Source organism: Salmonella sp. SJTUF14076, from assembly GCF_015534835.1.
In the GTDB taxonomy this organism is placed as follows: domain Bacteria; phylum Pseudomonadota; class Gammaproteobacteria; order Enterobacterales; family Enterobacteriaceae; genus Salmonella; species Salmonella enterica.
On the sequence record NZ_CP064674.1, the window covers coordinates 3,979,973 to 3,996,124 of the forward strand.

Sequence of the window (16,152 nt, forward strand, 5' to 3'; positions counted from 1 at the left end):
CTGATGGCGGCTACGCCTTATCAGGCCTACAAAACGTCTGTAAAAACAGTGAAATACCCTAAGGATTTCGCGTTGTAGGAAGGCGACGAATTCGTGAATCCCTGGGAGCATAGATAAACTATGTGACCGGGGTGAGCGAATGAAGTCAACGCATCTACAGCACGAAAGACAACGGGTATCACAGCATGTTTTTACCGTAGTCCATCGGCGATGTACCAAAGTAGGTCGCCAGCGTCTGGCCGATATCCGCAAAGGTTTCACGGTGACCTAAAGAGCCCGGTTTGACTTTCGGACCGTAGATCAGCACCGGAATGTGCTCACGGGTATGGTCAGTACCGGTCCAGCTCGGGTCACAGCCGTGGTCAGCGGTCAGGATCAGAATGTCATCTTCACCCACCAGCTCCATCAGCTCCGGCAGACGGCGGTCAAACAGCTCCAGACCTGCGGCGTAGCCCGCGATGTCGCGACGGTGGCCCCAGGAAGAGTCGAAGTCGACGAAGTTAGTGAAAACGATGGTTTTATCGCCCGCTTCTTTCATCTCTTTGAGGGTCGCGTCGAACAGCGCGTCCAGACCGGTCGCTTTCACTTTCTTAGTGATGCCGCAGTTGGCGTAGATGTCGGCAATCTTACCGACGGACACCACGTGGCCCTGTTTTTCATCGACCAGTTTCTGCAGCACGGTCGGCGCTGGCGGTTCTACGGCCAGGTCGTGACGGTTGCCGGTACGCTGGAAGTTACCGGCCTTGTCGCCGATAAACGGACGCGCGATCACGCGGCCAATGTTGTAGCCGCCTTCGGTCAGCTCTTCACGGGCGATTTCGCACAGCTCGTAGAGTTTATCCAGGCCAAAGGTCTCTTCGTGGCAGGCAATCTGGAACACGGAATCAGCGGAGGTGTAAAAAATCGGCTTGCCGGTTTTCATGTGCTCTTCGCCGAGCTGGTCCAGAATGACCGTACCGGAAGAGTGGCAGTTACCGAGATAGCCCGGCAGGTTGGCGCGTTTCACCAGCTTATCCAGCAGTTCCTGCGGGAAGCTGTTTTCGTGATCGCTGAAATAGCCCCAGTCGAACAGTACCGGCACGCCGGCGATTTCCCAGTGGCCGGACGGCGTATCTTTGCCGGAGGACAGTTCGTGCGCCCATGCGTATGCGCCAATAACGTCCGCGTTGCCGTCCATGCCGGCGGCAATTTTACCGGTAGAGCCTTCATGCGCTTTCACCAGCCCCAGACGAGTCAGGTTAGGCAGATTCAACGGGCCTTTACGGCCATTGTCAGCTTCGCCTTTGGCGCAAGCTTCTGCGATGTGGCCCAGAGTGTCGGAACCTACGTCGCCAAAACGATCCGCGTCTTCAGTAGCGCCGATGCCGAATGAGTCCAGCACCATAATAAATGCACGTTTCATATCTTCTCCGTACTTAGTGCTTCAAAAATAATTGATCAGATCAGTATACAACTATTCAGTAATTCGACGATAGACCGAAGGTGTGCTTGCTGGCGCTTTATCGTCAAGGATAATTGCCGCTTTGACGGCCTTCGCCGCTTCCTGCCAACTGGTTTCGTCTTTGGCATGAATCACCGCCAGCGGGCGCTGCCCGTCGATGCTGTCGCCCAGACGGGCCATGTCGGTAAAGCCAACGCTGTAATCAATGGTATCTGACGCCTGACGACGGCCGCCGCCCATCGAGACGACCGCCATCCCCAGCGCACGCGTATCCATTGCGCTGATAAACCCTTCGGTATCAGCATATACCGCTTTGCTCAACATGGCGGTCGGCAAGTATTTATCGTAGTTCTCAACGAAATCGCTTGGCCCTTTCTGCGCGGCCACCATACGACCAAAGACTTCTGCCGCTTTACCGTTATCCAGCACCGCCTGTAATTTCGCACGCGCTTCGGCGTCGTCTTTCGCCAGCTGGCCGGAGATCAGCATCTCCACGCATAGCGCCATAGTGACGTCAAACAAGCGCGGATTGCGGTATTCACCGGTCAGGAACTGCACGGCTTCACGCACTTCCACCGCGTTACCGGCGCTCGAAGCCAGCACCTGGTTCATATCGGTTAACAACGCCGTAGTGCGAACTCCCGCGCCGTTTGCCACGCCGACAATCGCTTCAGCAAGGGCTTCAGAAAGCTCATAAGTCGGCATAAACGCGCCGCTGCCGACTTTTACGTCCATTACCAGCGCATCCAGCCCTTCGGCCAGTTTCTTGGCGAGGATGGAACCGGTGATCAGCGGAATAGAGTCCACCGTCGCGGTAATATCGCGGGTGGCGTAAAAACGTTTGTCCGCCGGTGCAAGCGAGCTGGTTTGCCCAATAATCGCCACACCCACGTCTTGAATGATTTCGCGGAAACGGTTGTCGTCCGGGAAGATATCGAAGCCCGGGATCGCTTCCAGTTTGTCGAGCGTACCGCCGGTATGTCCGAGGCCGCGACCGGAGATCATCGGCACATAACCGCCGCAGGCCGCTACCATTGGCCCCAACATCAGAGACGTCACGTCCCCTACGCCGCCGGTCGAATGCTTATCGACAATCGGGCCATTGAGATTCAGGCTTTTCCAGTCAAGGACAGTACCGGAATCCCGCATCGCCATGGTCAGCGAAACACGCTCCGGCATGGTCATATCGTGGAAGAAGATGGTCATCGCCAGGGCGGCAATCTGCCCTTCAGAGATAGTATTGTCACGAATACCATTGATAAAGAAACGAATTTCTTCGTCACTCAACGCATGACCATCACGCTTTTTACGAATAATTTCTTGTGCGAGAAACACGGTACCCTCCTGAGGGAAAAGAGTAGAAGGCTTACATCGCCGGATGGCGGCTAACGCCTTATCCGGCCTACAGGCCTGGATTTGTAGGCCGGATAAGCGCAGCGCCATCCGGCAAATCAGAGCTTAGTAGCTGCTGGCGCTCTTACCGTCGCCGTGACCCAGCGCTTTCAGCAGGCTTGCCAGCAGGCTGGATGCGCCAAAGCGGTAGTGACGAGAATCTGCCCAGTCAGCGCCAAACAGTTCGTCTGCAATCGCGAGGAATTTCTGCGCGTCTTCCGCCGTACGTACGCCGCCCGCCGGTTTGAAGCCAACGGTTTTGGAAACGCCCATGTCGCGGATCACTTCCATCATGATGCGCGCGCTTTCCGGCGTAGCGTTTACCGGCACTTTACCGGTAGAGGTTTTGATGAAATCCGCACCGGCTTTAATGGAGATTTCAGAGGCTTTACGAATCAGCGCCTCTTCTTTCAGCTCGCCGGTTTCGATAATCACTTTCAGCAATACGTTCGCTGCGGCACAAGCGTCTTTACAGGCTTTTACCAGGTCAAAACCCACCTGCTCGTTACCGGCGATCAACGCGCGGTACGGGAATACCACGTCCACTTCGTCAGCGCCGTAGGCGATCGCCGCACGGGTTTCCGCCAGCGCAATATCGATGTCATCATTGCCATGCGGGAAGTTAGTCACCGTTGCAATGCGGATGTCCGGCGTACCTTGTTCTTTCAGAGTTTTACGCGCAATCGGGATAAAACGCGGGTAAATACAAATCGCCGCCGTATTCCCGACCGGGGTTTTTGCCTGATGACACAACGCGATCACTTTTTCATTGGTGTCGTCATCGTTCAGAGTGGTCAGATCCATCAGTTTGAGCGCACGCAGGCTGCTTGCTTTTAAATCAGTCATGACATTCTCCAACGGCATTGCCGTATAAACTTTCACCTTGCGAGTCTGTTAATATTCTAACATTCACTCGCGTTTACACTTCGATATACATCACAGTTAATGAAAACTACGTACAAATTTGCATTACTGTAATGAGATCTGAATCAAATTATCCCGCCGTCACCGCCTGTTCTTCGAGCGATAAGCGCATCAGGATCAAAGTCGGTTTGCCGCCGTTTTCTACAATAGCGCATCGTCCCGGCATAAAGAGGAAACGAAGATGCCTGCCTCATGCGAAACTGCGCTCCAGCAGCGTTGCCAGCAAATTGTGACCAGCCCGGTGCTCACGCCTGAACAAAAACGCCATTTTCTGGCGCTGGAAGCTGAAAACGCCCTGCCTTATCCCACCCTGCCGGAAGATGCCCGCCAGGCGCTGGATGAAGGCGTCATTTGCGATATGTTTGAGGGGCACGCCCCCTTCAAACCGCGCTACGTGTTGCCCGATTACGCCCGATTTCTGGCTAACGGTTCACAGTGGCTGGAACTGGAAGGCGCGAAAGATCTGGATGATGCGTTATCCCTACTCACCATTCTGTATCATCACGTTCCTTCCGTGACGTCCATGCCGGTTTATCTCGGCCAGCTTGATGCGTTGCTGCAACCGTATGTTAGAATTCTAACACAAGATGCGATCGATATTCGAATAAAACGTTTCTGGCGTTATCTCGACAGAACGCTGCCAGACGCCTTTATGCATGCCAATATTGGCCCTGCCGATACGCCTGTCACACGAGCGATTTTGCGCGCCGATGCCGAGCTAAAGCAGGTGGCGCCTAACCTGACGTTTATCTACGATGCGGAAATTACGCCGGACGATCTGCTGCTGGAGGTCGCCAAAAACATTTGCGAATGCAGTAAGCCACACATTTCCAACGGCCCTGTAAATGATAAAATTTTCACAAAAGGCCATTATGGCATCGTCAGTTGTTATAACTCGCTACCGCTTGGCGGCGGCGGCAGTACGCTGGTACGTCTCAACCTGAAAGCCGTGGCAGAACGCAGTACGTCTGTCGATGACTTCTTTTCACGCACGCTACCGCACTACTGCCGACAGCAGATCGCCATCATTAATTCACGATGTGAATTCCTCTATGAAAAGTCACATTTCTTTGAGAATAGCTTTCTTGTACAGGAAGGTTTGATCGATCCCGAACGTTTTGCGCCGATGTTCGGTATGTACGGGCTGGCGGAAGCCGTGAACCTGCTGTGCGAAAACGCGGGCCTGAACGCCCGTTATGGCAAAAATGAAACGGCGAACGAGCTGGGCTACCGTATCAGCGCCCAACTGGCGGATTTCGTCGAAAATACGCCAGTGAAGTATGGCTGGAAGCAACGGGCGCTGCTCCATGCCCAGTCTGGCATCAGTTCCGATATCGGCACTACGCCGGGCGCGCGTCTGCCGTATGGCGATGAACCGGACCCTATCACCCATTTGCAAACCGTCGCGCCGCACCATGCCTTTTATCATGCCGGGATCAGCGACATTCTGACGCTGGACGAAACCATCAAGCGCAATCCGCAGGCGCTGGTTCAGCTTTGTCTTGGCGCGTTCAAAGCCGGGATGCGGGAATTTACCGCCAATGTCAGCGGCAACGATCTGGTGCGCGTCACCGGTTATATGGTGCGCCTGTCGGATCTGGCGAAATTTCGCGCCGAAGGCTCGCGCACGAACACCACCTGGCTGGGAGAAGAAGCCGCACGTAATACCCGCATCCTGGAACGACAGCCACGCGTAGTCAGCCATGAACAACAGATGCGCTTTAGTCAGTAAGATCATTGCGTTTTCCTGCGTCGATGGGCCAGGCAGCCGCCTGGCATTATTCTTACAGGGCTGCAATTTGCGCTGCAAGAATTGCCATAACCCGTGGACGATGGGACGCTGTAACGACTGCGGGGAATGCGTATCGCAGTGCCCGCACCACGCCCTCAGCGTTGATGGCGGGAAAGTGGTATGGCGGTCGGACGTCTGCGAGCAGTGCGATACCTGCCTGAAAATGTGCCCACAGCAGGCAACGCCAATGGCGCAGACCATGAGCGTTGACGATGTGCTGCGTCATATTCGTAAAGCATCGCTGTTTATTGAAGGTATTACCGTCAGCGGCGGAGAGGCGACCACGCAATTACCGTTTATTGTGGCGCTATTTACAGCGATCAAAGCCGATCCGCAGTTACAACGGCTGACCTGCCTGGTGGACAGTAATGGTCAGTTAAGCGAGACCGGCTGGCAAAAACTACTGCCGGTTTGCGACGGCGTAATGCTCGATCTGAAAGCCTGGAAGAGCGAGTGTCATCACCGTCTGACCGGACGTGATAACACGCATATTAAGCACAGTATCCGCTTTCTTGCTGCGCGGGGAAAACTGGCGGAGCTGCGGTTGCTGGTTATCCCGGGTCAGGTGGACTATGCGGCGCATATCGATTCACTGGCGGCGTTTATTACTTCGCTGGGCGAGGTTCCGGTGCGTCTGAATGCCTTTCATGCGCATGGCGTCTATGGCGAAGCGAAAGCCTGGCCAGGCGCGACGCCGCAAGAGGTGGAACGGCTGGCTGACGGATTGCGCGCGCGTGGGGTGGCGAAGCTGATTTTGCCGGCGCTATATTTGTAAGCGTCGCCTGCCGGACGGCGGCTGCGATGCCATCAGAGCCGAAACAAGGCAATGGTATTGCGATACAGCGCATCGGCTATCACCTCTGCGGGCTCCGGGCGTAATTCGCAGAGCGCATCAAATACGCGCGCCGCCTGCTCCGGGCGATTCGGCTGCCCCTGAAACCCTTTTAGCGGCATATCCGGCGCATCGGTCTCCAGCAACAGCGCGTCCAGCGGCAACCGCGCCATAACATCACGGGTTTTACTGGCGCGCGGGTAGGTGATGGTGCCACCGACGCCGATTTTATAGCCCAGTTGCACAAAACGTTCGGCCTGTTGCAGACTGCCGGCAAAACCATGCACCACGCCGGTTCGCGGCAAACTCTGGCGCTTTAAGCGCATCGCCAGTTTGTCATGCGTGCGCCGCGAGTGCAGGATCACCGGCAGATCGTAGCGTTTTGCCAGTTGCAGTTGCGCGTCTAAAAATCGCTCTTGCCTGGCGAACTGCGGATCGTCGCGATAAAGATCGAGACCGATCTCGCCTACCGCCACAACGTTCTGTTGTTGCGCCAGTGCCTGTTGCAGCTTATCAGGATCGTCATCGGCATGACGCTCAATCACAATGGGGTGCAATCCCAGCGCAGCATAAAGCGACGGAAAACGCGCCGCCAGCGCCAGCACGCGGGGAAAGTGCGCCGCCTCGGTCGCCGGCACGATGATTTTTTCAACGCCCGCCTCATAGGCACGCTGAATACTGGCACGCTCATCGCCCGTAAAGGGCGGGAAATCAAAATGACAGTGTGTATCAATAAAGCGCCAGCTCACGCCAGATCCTCGTCGGTAAAGGTGGTGTCGTTTGCCTGCGGCGCGCTAATGACCTCCGCCACATGCGTATCATTGGCCACCGGCGCCGGAGGCACGACCACCGTTTCCGGCACGGCAATCCGCGACGTATGGCGCAGGAGAGGCGGCGTTGCGGCGAGCAATTTACCAACGGTGGCAAGGAAATAACGCCCGCATAATCGCCCGGTTTTGTAATCCTCACGCAGCGCCGGGATACGGCTGCCCAGCGCCATGCTGTGCAGCGGTTTCGGTGGATAAATTTCAATGATCCGCAGCTTACCCGGCGGCTTTTCAATAAATTGTTGGATCGCGCTGTAGGACGTTTCATGATGCTGCACCAGGTTGACCAACGGCTGTAGACTGCTCTCTCCCAGCCAGCGCTCCATACGCTTAAACCACTGCGGCGTGTAATACATTTGCGAGGGTACGGTGCGGATCACCACAATGGTTTTCGCCCCCCGCTTTGCCGCCTCCTGAACCGGAATGGCGTCGCTAATGCCACCGTCCAGATAGTTGATGCCCTCTAACGTAACGCCGGTACGGTAGAAACCCGGTATGGCGCTGGAGGCGCGAATGATATCAAGCCAGTTTTGTTTTGTCGGCGAGAAATAGCCCGGCGTGTAATCATCCCCCCGGCAAGCGCACATATAAAAGGATTTTCCGCTGTCGAACAGGCGCGCTGCGGTATCCATCTGCAGCGGCATCCGGGCGGCGGTGGATTCCACCAGCCAGTCGAGGTCGATAAGGTTTCCTCCGCGTACAAATCGCAGCGGATCAAAAAATTCGCGCCTGGTGGTATAGCGCATAATGACTTTGCGCCCGTAGCCGGGCTGGTTGCAGAGATACGCCGAGAGATTTTGCGCACCGGCTGATGTGCCGAAGTAGAGATGGAAAGGATTAAACTGCGCACGCATAAACTCATCCAGCACGCCTGCGGTAAAGATACCCCGCTGCCCCCCGCCCTCACAGACCAGCGCCATACGGCCTGGCCGGAACGGTGTTAATGATAACGGCGCAATATTGCCGAGCGTAACCGGTATTCGCTGGCCCACCTCTGCCTTCCTGTTTTTCATTTTTTTCCAGGCTGACAAGGTAACGCAAAACGTTAACGGCTAAAACCGTAAAAGCCAGTCCGCTGGACTGGCTTGATAGCAATATATCTTTACAGATGCCTGCTAGGGTCGTTTACGGCCCATGAACAGGCTGACCAGGAAGAGCACGATCCCGACGACGAAGACGATTTTCGCCGCGCCGGCAGCCGTACCAGCCAGTCCACCAAAACCCAATGCGGCGGCAATTAACGCGATAACCAGAAATATAATGCCCCAACGAAACATAAGCCTCTCCTTTACCATAGTTAATGTCGACCGCTAAATATGAGCGCTCAGGCTACTCATTCGCGATATTTTTAGTGTGGTGCACATTACGCCTCCCGACAAACGTCGGGAGGACGAATTACGACTAATTACTGAACTTTCAGATCGTTTTTAACACTTTTTACGCCATCAACGGCTTTCGCGATGCTTTCAGCGCGGTTGCTTTGTTCCTGAGTTTCAACAGTACCGGAGAGCTGTACGACGCCATCGGTCGTTTCTACTTTCACTTTACGGGAAGGGACGAGATCGTCCGCCAGCAACTTGGCTTTGACTTCACTGGTCGTGGCCGTATCGCCGGCATAGCCTTTCACGGAACCTTCTTTATTGTCGCGAACGTGAAGTTTGTCGCTAACGGAGGTCACGCCTTCTACGCCTTTCGCCACTTTCACGGCGGCTTCAGCCTGCGCCTGGCTTTCTACAAAGCCGCTCAGGGTGACGACTTTCTGATTGGTTTCGACAGAAATATCGGTGCTTTTAATATTGTCATGGTCTACCAGCGCAGCTTTTACTTTCGCAGTGATGGCGCTGTCATCCATGAAGTTACCGACTTTATTCATAGAGCTATCGACTTTTTGCCCTGCGGTTTCGGTTCCGCTTTGCGCCTTGTCCGTTGTTGCGTTTTCTGCAAAGGCAGAACCTGTCGCAACAGCAGAGGTCAACATTACGGCCAGCAGAGTTTTAGAAATCTTCAGTCTTGTCATAGTCATCGATTTTGTCCTGTATAGTTTGCTCGTAATTTGAGCTCAGGCAACACGAGGTTGCATTGCTGAATGCGGTGAAACTCACCGGTTTCTGAAGTCAATGACTGGCATCACATTCGTGAATTTGTAACGACGCGTCGCCTGCCACCCTTCCGTTTCAGTTATTAATATCGTGACTGAAACAAATCTCAGCTTTAAGCTCTCATATTCACGCATTGAACAGGCATTAAAGCCGACATTTATGTCATCACTTTGTTAAATATAGATCACAATTTTAAAATCGCTTGTCGGTGCGTATAAAAAACAGGCAGATCGGAGAAAAAACGCGGGATTTAAGAACATTCCGTAAGCGGTTAAAAAGGCAGGGAAAGTACGAAGGCGCGGCGGATGCCGCGCCCGGAAAGGGATCAGTGTTCGCGCGTTTTACGGAACTGAACGTCAGGGTAACGTTCCTGGGTCAGGTTCAGGTTAACCATTGTTGGGGCGATGTAGGTGAGGTTGTCGCCGCCATCCAGCGCCAGTTGCGTTTCATTCTTACGCTTGAACTCTTCGAATTTCTTCGCATCGGCGCTTTCCACCCAGCGCGCCGTCGCCACGTTGACGGATTCATAAATCGCCTCAACGTTGTATTCGCTTTTCAGGCGCGCGACAACAACGTCAAACTGCAAAACGCCCACGGCGCCGACAATCAGATCGTTGTTGGAGATGGGACGGAATACCTGCACCGCCCCCTCTTCAGAAAGCTGCACCAGCCCTTTCAGTAGCTGCTTCTGCTTGAGCGGATCTTTCAGGCGAATACGACGGAACAGTTCCGGCGCAAAGTTCGGGATACCGGTAAACTTCATCATCTCGCCCTGGGTGAAGGTATCGCCGATCTGAATGGTGCCGTGGTTATGCAGACCCAAAATATCGCCCGGGTACGCTTCTTCAACGTGCGAACGGTCGCCCGCCATAAAAGTTAACGCGTCGGAAATCACCACATCTTTGCCGGTACGGACCTGGCGTAGCTTCATGCCCTTCTCATACTTACCGGAAACCACGCGCATAAACGCCACGCGGTCGCGGTGTTTCGGGTCCATATTGGCCTGAATTTTAAAGACAAAACCGGTGAACTTCTCTTCCGAGGCTTCCACTGTGCGGGTATCGGTTTGACGCGGCATCGGCGCGGGCGCCCACGCCACTAAACCATCCAGCATATGGTCAACGCCAAAGTTACCCAGCGCGGTACCGAAAAATACCGGGGTAATTTCCCCTGCCAGGAACAGCTCTTCATCAAACTCGTTAGACGCGCCCTGCACCAGTTCCAGCTCGTCGCGCAGCTGCTGCGCCAGATCTTCACCGACGGCAGCGTCCAGATCCGGGTTATTCAGCCCTTTAACGATGCGCACTTCCTGAATGGTGTGGCCCTTACCGGTCTGATACAGATAAGTTTCATCTTTATAAAGGTGATAAACGCCCTTAAACAGCTTGCCGCAGCCAATCGGCCAGGTGATCGGCGCGCAGCCGATTTTCAGCTCGTTCTCGACTTCATCCAGCAGCTCCATCGGGTCGCGGATGTCACGGTCGAGTTTGTTCATAAAGGTCAGGATCGGCGTATCGCGCAGACGGGTAACTTCCATCAGCTTACGGGTCCTGTCCTCAACGCCTTTCGCGGCGTCGATCACCATCAGACAACAGTCCACCGCCGTCAGAGTACGGTAGGTATCTTCGGAGAAGTCTTCGTGCCCCGGGGTGTCCAGCAGGTTCACCAGACAGTCGTGATACGGGAACTGCATCACCGAGGTGGTGATGGAGATACCACGCTGTTTTTCCATCTCCATCCAGTCAGATTTTGCATGTTGGCTGGAGCCACGGCCTTTTACCGTACCGGCGGTCTGAATCGCCTGTCCGAACAGCAACACTTTTTCGGTAATGGTGGTTTTACCGGCGTCCGGGTGAGAAATAATGGCAAAAGTGCGGCGTTTGGCCACCTCTTGCAAATAAGGAGACAACGTCATAGTCAAATCTTCTTGAGTAAGCGCGGCGTTTGACCACGCATGTTGAATACGAAAAATGCGGCTATTTTACCCATCAACCTGGGGGAGGCAATCAGTGTTTACACAGGAGCTGCTCCAGTTCGCTTAATGACGCCACAGTCCAGGTTGGATGAATACCCGCGGGCTGCTCGCGATGATGCGCGTTAAGCCAGCAGGTCGACAGTCCGGCGTTAATGCCGCCAAGAATATCGGACTCCGCGGTATCGCCAACCATTAATACGCGCGAGCGGTCAGGATTCCCCGCCTGCTCCAGGGCGTAGTTAAAGATTTTCGGATCGGGCTTCGCGACGCCAACCTGCTCGGAAATCACCAGCAGATCGAAATACTCGCGCAGCCCGGTGCGCTCCAGACGAGTTTGTTGTAGCGCGGTAAAACCATTAGTAATAATACCGATTTTAGCCTGCCCGCGAATCGCATTAAGTAGCGAAACGGCGCCCGGCAAAGGAGAACAGATCTCCGCCATCGCACTAATAAAAGCGTCATTCAGCAGTCCCGGCGCAACGTTTAGCCGTTCAGCCCAACTTTGAAAGCGCGCGTGCTGCAATTGTAATGAGGTAATCGCGCCGTTCTGATAATCCACCCATAGCGGCTTATTCACGGCCTGGTAATCCTGGAAATCCTCAGCGGTAAAGGTGACGCTATAGTCAAGGAACATCCGCTGTAAGCCGGTGAAAGAATCAAACGTAAACAGCGTTTCATCGGCATCAAAGAAAATCCAGTCCCACTTCATCATTACACCTTGCCTCTTTTATTACATGCTTATCGGTAACGCCATGATGATGGCGTCCTCATGCCCTTGTGCCGTGGGATAGTAATTGCGGCGAATCGTCGCCTCGTTAAACCCCAGACTTTCATACAGCGCGATGGCGGCAGCGTTAGAGGCGCGTACCTCCAGCCATAACGTTACAACACCGCGTTTTTCCAGTTCATCAATCAGATGCTCAAGCAGCATACGCCCCAGCCCCCGACGCTGAAAATCCGGATCGACGGCGATATTGAACAGCGTCGCTTCGTCCAGCACCACCTGTGTAATGGCAAACGCGGCCATTCTGTCATCAGCGGTCAGCTTAAGGTTGAGATACCGTTCGCCCTGGTTGCCGAAAAACGTTTTTTCGCTCCACGGAAACGCATGAGCGCGTTGCTCAATCTGCCAGGCTGCGAGGAGATCGGTCGTGCTGAGGATAGAAATCGTGTTCATGTTCGCAGATTTGTTGCCATAGTGCGGCGCGTGCCGCCGGGTTTGCCCGGAGTTCATTAAACGCCGGCGTCGTGACCTGAGCGCCTTCGAGTTGGAGCGGCGCGTCAGTTCCTAACCGCCAGCTATTACAACGGCTGCCCTGCGGCAGCATGGCGACGCGCTCAGGCGTCAGCGGTAAAACCTGATCGGGACTCACGGTCAACGCGCGTAAGATATCGCGCATTAGCGGCTCGTTCAGCGCGGGTAATTCCTCTGCAACCACGATCAGACGAACGTGCGCGGGAAGGGAAATCGCAATCTCGCCCTGTAGCGCGCCAGGACGTCGCAGCGCCCACTGCGTAATACCCAGTTGCTGTAACTGCCAGTCTCGTCGGGATGTCATAGCGAAACGCTCCTGTAATCAGGGGCGCAAATATAGCAAATCTGTCGAATCTCCGCCATCAAACTACTATAATCGCCGCCAGTCTGAATTAAGGAGCATTCCATGTCTGCTTTTACCCCGGCAAGTGAAGTCTTGCTGCGCCACAGTGATGATTTCGAACAAAGCCGTATTCTTTTTGCCGGAGATTTGCAGGATGACCTGCCCGCGCGCTTTGAATGCGCCGCCAGCCGCGCGCATACGCAACAGTTTCACCACTGGCAGGCGTTAAGCCGCCAGATGGGCGATAACGTCCGTTTTAGCCTGGTCGCGCAAGCCAGCGATGTCGCTGACTGCGATACGCTGATCTACTACTGGCCGAAAAATAAACCCGAAGCGCAGTTCCAGTTGATGAATATTTTGTCGCTGATGCCGGTGGGCGTCGATGTTTTCGTCGTGGGAGAAAACCGTAGCGGCGTGCGTAGCGCCGAACCGATGCTGGCGGACTATGCGCCGCTGAACAAAGTAGATAGCGCGCGACGTTGCGGCCTTTACCATGGTCGTCTGGAAAAGCAGCCGCAGTTTAGTCTCGAATCCTGGTGGGCCGAGTACAACATCGACGGGCTGACCATCAAAACGTTGCCGGGCGTATTCAGCCGCGACGGACTGGATGTTGGTAGCCAACTGCTGCTGTCTACGCTGACGCCGCACACCAAAGGTAAAGTGCTGGATGTCGGCTGCGGCGCTGGCGTGCTTTCCGCCGCGCTGGCCAGCCATTCGCCGAAAGTGCGCCTGACGCTGTGTGACGTCAGCGCTCCGGCGGTGGAAGCCAGCCGCGCCACGCTTGCCGCTAATGGTCTTGAAGGCGAGGTATTCGCCAGCAACGTCTTTTCGGAAGTCAAAGGACGTTTTGACATGATCATCTCCAACCCGCCGTTCCACGACGGAATGCAAACCAGCCTCGATGCGGCGCAAACGCTCATTCGCGGCGCAGTGCGCCATCTGAACAGCGGCGGAGAGTTACGCATCGTGGCGAACGCCTTTCTGCCCTATCCTAAGATTCTGGATGAGACTTTTGGCTTCCATGAAGTCATCGCTCAAACCGGGCGCTTTAAGGTTTATCGTACCGTGATGACCCGTCAGGCGAAGAAATAGTTGGCCTGATAAGCGCAGCGCCATCTGGTTGCATGTGCCGGATGGCGACGCAAAGCGTCTTATCCAACCTACGTCTCGCGTCCATTTTTGCAGCAATCAATCTATCCCATGCAATTAACTATTGACGAATAGCTGAAAACCACTAGAATGCGCCTCCGTGGTAGTGATTCTTTTCAAGAATCGATGGTATGCGAAGGTGGCGGAATTGGTAGACGCGCTAGCTTCAGGTGTTAGTGTCCTTACGGACGTGGGGGTTCAAGTCCCCCCCCTCGCACCAAAACCACGTTGATATTGCTCGCACTGGGCGAAGGTGGCGGAATTGGTAGACGCGCTAGCTTCAGGTGTTAGTGTTCTTACGGACGTGGGGGTTCAAGTCCCCCCCCTCGCACCAACGAGGCGATATCAAAAAGTAAGATAACTGTGCGAAGGTGGCGGAATTGGTAGACGCGCTAGCTTCAGGTGTTAGTGTCCTTACGGACGTGGGGGTTCAAGTCCCCCCCCTCGCACCAATTATCTTATCCTTCCTTTGTCTCTTCATTTTCATCCCTGATTCCAGTTCATCATTGCCAACATCATGCCGCCAATAAGCGCTATACACGATGGCAGCAGTACAAAATGCCGTAATTGTTTGTGATACAACATCAGCGCAGACAGTAGCAATCCTGATACAATCAACAGCTTCAGCGCATAAGCTGACAGGCCGATAAACGCCAGTCCAACAATAATCACTCCAGGCAATAACACGCCCCATCCGCTGCCTAACGTCCGCTGCAACATGGTTTCACCTCTGGAATTGATAATGATAACCAATATCATATGATATGTTTTCTCATTTGTCAGCCAGGGAGAAAGCTAAAAGAGATGAGTTTTACTTAACGGTTGATGACACGTATTCAGTAAGGTGATAAATTGTCCGACTGTTAACGTAAAAACAACAACACCTCGCTTTAGGCGACCTTTTCTCATACGTTATTTTCATGTTGGCGCCCGATTCCGTGTATATCACCGATAAATAACGACAATTACCCATGACAACACCATCCTGGCGGTCGCTTCGTATTAAGAAGTATCAGTTTTCTTTACGTCTTTTCTTGTTTCTCAACGCCGTGTCGGCGCTATTTACTCTCGTTTTCCCCCTTTATCAGATCAATGTATTTTGCACGCCAATGATCGGGATAGTTGTCCTGAGCGTATTACTGTTGATATGGCATGGGAAATATGGACAAAAAAGAATTAATCTCCCCTTTATCTCCCTACTCTTTGGGGGAATATGGGCGGCGCATATTGCGCTAAAGTATCCGGCGTTAGGCCATTATGATTTCTCTTTTTTACTGATTTCCCTGCTTAGCGTTCTGTTTATCGGCTCGATAGCCTTTGCCGCGAATATCGTCGCGTTTACGCTCTATTCGCTACCGCCAGTCGCGGTCTGCCTGTGGCTGAACGGTAATGAACAAGGTTTGCGAATTCTCTATTTGCTGGCCCTGCCAATGGTGGGAATCGCTATTCAACATGTTATCCAGAAACGCTACGATAATTTTGCCCAACAGCTCATGTTTAAGCTGCTGTCCGAGCGGGAAACCCTCAATGGCCTGAGTATGCTTGATCCATTAACCGGCTTATATAACCGCCGTGGCCTGCAAAATCGGCTGGATACGTTACAGGCGCCGGGCAGCCATGAACACTACGTTCTGCTACTGGATATCGATCATTTCAAAGCGTATAACGATCACTACGGTCATATGATGGGCGATCAGGCGTTAATCCGCGTCTCAGCGGCAATTCGGGACGCCGTGCGATCGCGCGATGTCGTCTGCCGTTTTGGCGGGGAAGAATTTCTGGTGTTGCTGACCACCGCCGAACCACAGCAAGCCCGCGCTACCGCAGAACGTATCCGACAGGAAGTATACGATCTTAAAATCCCGCATATGTTTAACGAAAGCGTCGCCACCAATGTCACTGTCAGTATCGGCATTGCGCCCCTGACGGATCGCAATATCGGAGACGCTATCGAAAAAGCGGATAAAGCGCTCTACGAAGCCAAGCATCTTGGACGTAACCACATTCTGGTCAGCGACGACATGCGCGCCCTATGAATCCTGTTGGCGTAATCGTGCTACGCCAACAGCGTTAACCATAAACCGCTTGCCATCGTTTATCGCTATCGATAGGATTAGCAATCA

16 protein-coding genes and 3 tRNA genes are annotated in these 16,152 nt (G+C 53.9%); 7 read left to right on the forward strand and 12 right to left on the reverse strand.

Annotation, left to right across the window (positions count from 1 at the left end):
* Positions 1–178: 178 nt before the first annotated feature.
* The 3 genes from deoB to deoC all read right to left on the reverse strand — a co-directional run bounded on the left by deoB (position 179) and on the right by deoC (position 3,679).
* The gene (gene deoB, locus HU143_RS19240; protein WP_000816454.1) at positions 179–1,402 is read right to left on the reverse strand and encodes a phosphopentomutase; all 1,224 of its coding nucleotides are present in this window, start codon (positions 1,400–1,402) and stop codon (positions 179–181) included.
* Between the two features lie 51 nt (positions 1,403–1,453).
* On the reverse strand, positions 1,454–2,776 hold the full coding sequence (deoA, locus tag HU143_RS19245) for a thymidine phosphorylase (RefSeq protein WP_000477840.1): 1,323 nt from the start codon (positions 2,774–2,776) through the stop codon (positions 1,454–1,456).
* Positions 2,777–2,899: 123 nt separating this feature from the next.
* On the reverse strand, positions 2,900–3,679 hold the full coding sequence (gene deoC, locus HU143_RS19250; RefSeq protein ID WP_001519713.1) for a deoxyribose-phosphate aldolase: 780 nt from the start codon (positions 3,677–3,679) through the stop codon (positions 2,900–2,902).
* A gap of 259 nt (positions 3,680–3,938) precedes the next feature.
* On the opposite strand from deoC, the gene HU143_RS19255 reads away from it, so the two are divergent.
* Positions 3,939–5,489 (forward strand): YjjI family glycine radical enzyme, encoded by a 1,551-nt coding sequence (locus HU143_RS19255; protein ID WP_001111686.1) that lies wholly within the window; start codon positions 3,939–3,941, stop codon positions 5,487–5,489.
* Complete coding sequence (locus HU143_RS19260; RefSeq protein ID WP_001064945.1) at positions 5,461–6,324, forward strand: YjjW family glycine radical enzyme activase; 864 nt, start codon at positions 5,461–5,463, stop codon at positions 6,322–6,324. The genes HU143_RS19255 and HU143_RS19260 overlap by 29 nt, the downstream gene beginning before the upstream one ends.
* 32 nt (positions 6,325–6,356) lie before the next feature.
* Here HU143_RS19260 and HU143_RS19265 read toward each other — a convergent pair whose 3' ends face one another.
* The 8 genes from HU143_RS19265 to HU143_RS19300 form a co-directional block, all read right to left on the reverse strand.
* Positions 6,357–7,130, reverse strand: coding sequence for a metal-dependent hydrolase (locus HU143_RS19265; protein WP_023226897.1), 774 nt, complete (start codon positions 7,128–7,130; stop codon positions 6,357–6,359).
* Complete coding sequence (locus HU143_RS19270; protein ID WP_000531545.1) at positions 7,127–8,200, reverse strand: patatin-like phospholipase family protein; 1,074 nt, start codon at positions 8,198–8,200, stop codon at positions 7,127–7,129. Before HU143_RS19270 ends, HU143_RS19265 begins: the two co-directional genes overlap by 4 nt.
* A 123-nt stretch (positions 8,201–8,323) precedes the next feature.
* A complete protein-coding gene (locus HU143_RS19275; RefSeq protein ID WP_000490276.1) occupies positions 8,324–8,485 on the reverse strand; it encodes a DUF1328 domain-containing protein in 162 nt (53 codons plus the stop codon).
* Between the two features lie 128 nt (positions 8,486–8,613).
* Positions 8,614–9,231 (reverse strand): molecular chaperone OsmY, encoded by a 618-nt coding sequence (osmY, locus tag HU143_RS19280; RefSeq protein ID WP_023226898.1) that lies wholly within the window; start codon positions 9,229–9,231, stop codon positions 8,614–8,616.
* 401 nt (positions 9,232–9,632) lie between these two features.
* Positions 9,633–11,222 carry a peptide chain release factor 3 gene (gene prfC / locus HU143_RS19285; protein WP_000175965.1) on the reverse strand — a complete coding sequence of 530 codons (1,590 nt, stop codon included), beginning with the start codon at positions 11,220–11,222 and terminating at the stop codon, positions 9,633–9,635.
* Positions 11,223–11,313: 91 nt separating this feature from the next.
* A complete protein-coding gene (yjjG, locus tag HU143_RS19290; protein WP_000870686.1) occupies positions 11,314–11,991 on the reverse strand; it encodes a pyrimidine 5'-nucleotidase in 678 nt (225 codons plus the stop codon).
* A 21-nt stretch (positions 11,992–12,012) separates the two neighbouring features.
* Positions 12,013–12,459: a ribosomal protein S18-alanine N-acetyltransferase gene (gene rimI, locus HU143_RS19295; RefSeq protein ID WP_051129195.1), complete on the reverse strand. Its 447-nt coding sequence runs from the start codon at positions 12,457–12,459 to the stop codon at positions 12,013–12,015.
* Positions 12,404–12,841 carry a DNA polymerase III subunit psi gene (locus tag HU143_RS19300; RefSeq protein ID WP_000203998.1) on the reverse strand — a complete coding sequence of 146 codons (438 nt, stop codon included), beginning with the start codon at positions 12,839–12,841 and terminating at the stop codon, positions 12,404–12,406. The genes rimI and HU143_RS19300 overlap by 56 nt, the downstream gene beginning before the upstream one ends.
* 102 nt (positions 12,842–12,943) lie before the next feature.
* Between HU143_RS19300 and rsmC the strand changes: the two genes are divergently transcribed.
* From rsmC to HU143_RS19320, 4 genes are all read left to right on the forward strand, one after another.
* Entirely contained in the window at positions 12,944–13,972 is a 1,029-nt protein-coding gene (gene rsmC, locus HU143_RS19305) for a 16S rRNA (guanine(1207)-N(2))-methyltransferase RsmC (RefSeq protein ID WP_023207069.1), read from the forward strand.
* A gap of 190 nt (positions 13,973–14,162) precedes the next feature.
* A tRNA-Leu gene (locus tag HU143_RS19310) sits at positions 14,163–14,249 on the forward strand.
* A 27-nt stretch (positions 14,250–14,276) separates the two neighbouring features.
* A tRNA-Leu gene (locus tag HU143_RS19315) sits at positions 14,277–14,363 on the forward strand.
* A gap of 31 nt (positions 14,364–14,394) precedes the next feature.
* A tRNA-Leu gene (locus HU143_RS19320) sits at positions 14,395–14,481 on the forward strand.
* Between the two features lie 31 nt (positions 14,482–14,512).
* On the opposite strand, the gene HU143_RS19325 is transcribed toward HU143_RS19320, so the two are convergent.
* Complete coding sequence (locus HU143_RS19325; protein WP_000941878.1) at positions 14,513–14,749, reverse strand: DUF1435 domain-containing protein; 237 nt, start codon at positions 14,747–14,749, stop codon at positions 14,513–14,515.
* Positions 14,750–15,000: 251 nt separating this feature from the next.
* Here HU143_RS19325 and HU143_RS19330 point away from each other — a divergent pair, with 251 nt between their 5' ends.
* Positions 15,001–16,065 (forward strand): GGDEF domain-containing protein, encoded by a 1,065-nt coding sequence (locus tag HU143_RS19330; RefSeq protein WP_000211212.1) that lies wholly within the window; start codon positions 15,001–15,003, stop codon positions 16,063–16,065.
* Positions 16,066–16,152 lie beyond the last annotated feature (87 nt).

What these genes read in the sequence shown, in the direction of transcription:
- deoB (WP_000816454.1), bottom strand. Translation starts at nt 1,402, where the DNA reads ATGAAACGTGCATTTATTATGGTGCTGGACTCATTCGGCATCGGCGCT.
- deoC (WP_001519713.1), bottom strand. Translation starts at nt 3,679, where the DNA reads ATGACTGATTTAAAAGCAAGCAGCCTGCGTGCGCTCAAACTGATGGAT.
- HU143_RS19255 (WP_001111686.1), top strand. Translation starts at nt 3,939, where the DNA reads ATGCCTGCCTCATGCGAAACTGCGCTCCAGCAGCGTTGCCAGCAAATT.
- HU143_RS19260 (WP_001064945.1), top strand. Translation starts at nt 5,461, where the DNA reads ATGAACAACAGATGCGCTTTAGTCAGTAAGATCATTGCGTTTTCCTGC.
- HU143_RS19275 (WP_000490276.1), bottom strand. Translation starts at nt 8,485, where the DNA reads ATGTTTCGTTGGGGCATTATATTTCTGGTTATCGCGTTAATTGCCGCC.
- osmY (WP_023226898.1), bottom strand. Translation starts at nt 9,231, where the DNA reads ATGACTATGACAAGACTGAAGATTTCTAAAACTCTGCTGGCCGTAATG.
- prfC (WP_000175965.1), bottom strand. Translation starts at nt 11,222, where the DNA reads ATGACGTTGTCTCCTTATTTGCAAGAGGTGGCCAAACGCCGCACTTTT.
- yjjG (WP_000870686.1), bottom strand. Translation starts at nt 11,991, where the DNA reads ATGAAGTGGGACTGGATTTTCTTTGATGCCGATGAAACGCTGTTTACG.
- rimI (WP_051129195.1), bottom strand. Translation starts at nt 12,459, where the DNA reads ATGAACACGATTTCTATCCTCAGCACGACCGATCTCCTCGCAGCCTGG.
- HU143_RS19300 (WP_000203998.1), bottom strand. Translation starts at nt 12,841, where the DNA reads ATGACATCCCGACGAGACTGGCAGTTACAGCAACTGGGTATTACGCAG.
- rsmC (WP_023207069.1), top strand. Translation starts at nt 12,944, where the DNA reads ATGTCTGCTTTTACCCCGGCAAGTGAAGTCTTGCTGCGCCACAGTGAT.
- HU143_RS19325 (WP_000941878.1), bottom strand. Translation starts at nt 14,749, where the DNA reads ATGTTGCAGCGGACGTTAGGCAGCGGATGGGGCGTGTTATTGCCTGGA.
- HU143_RS19330 (WP_000211212.1), top strand. Translation starts at nt 15,001, where the DNA reads ATGACAACACCATCCTGGCGGTCGCTTCGTATTAAGAAGTATCAGTTT.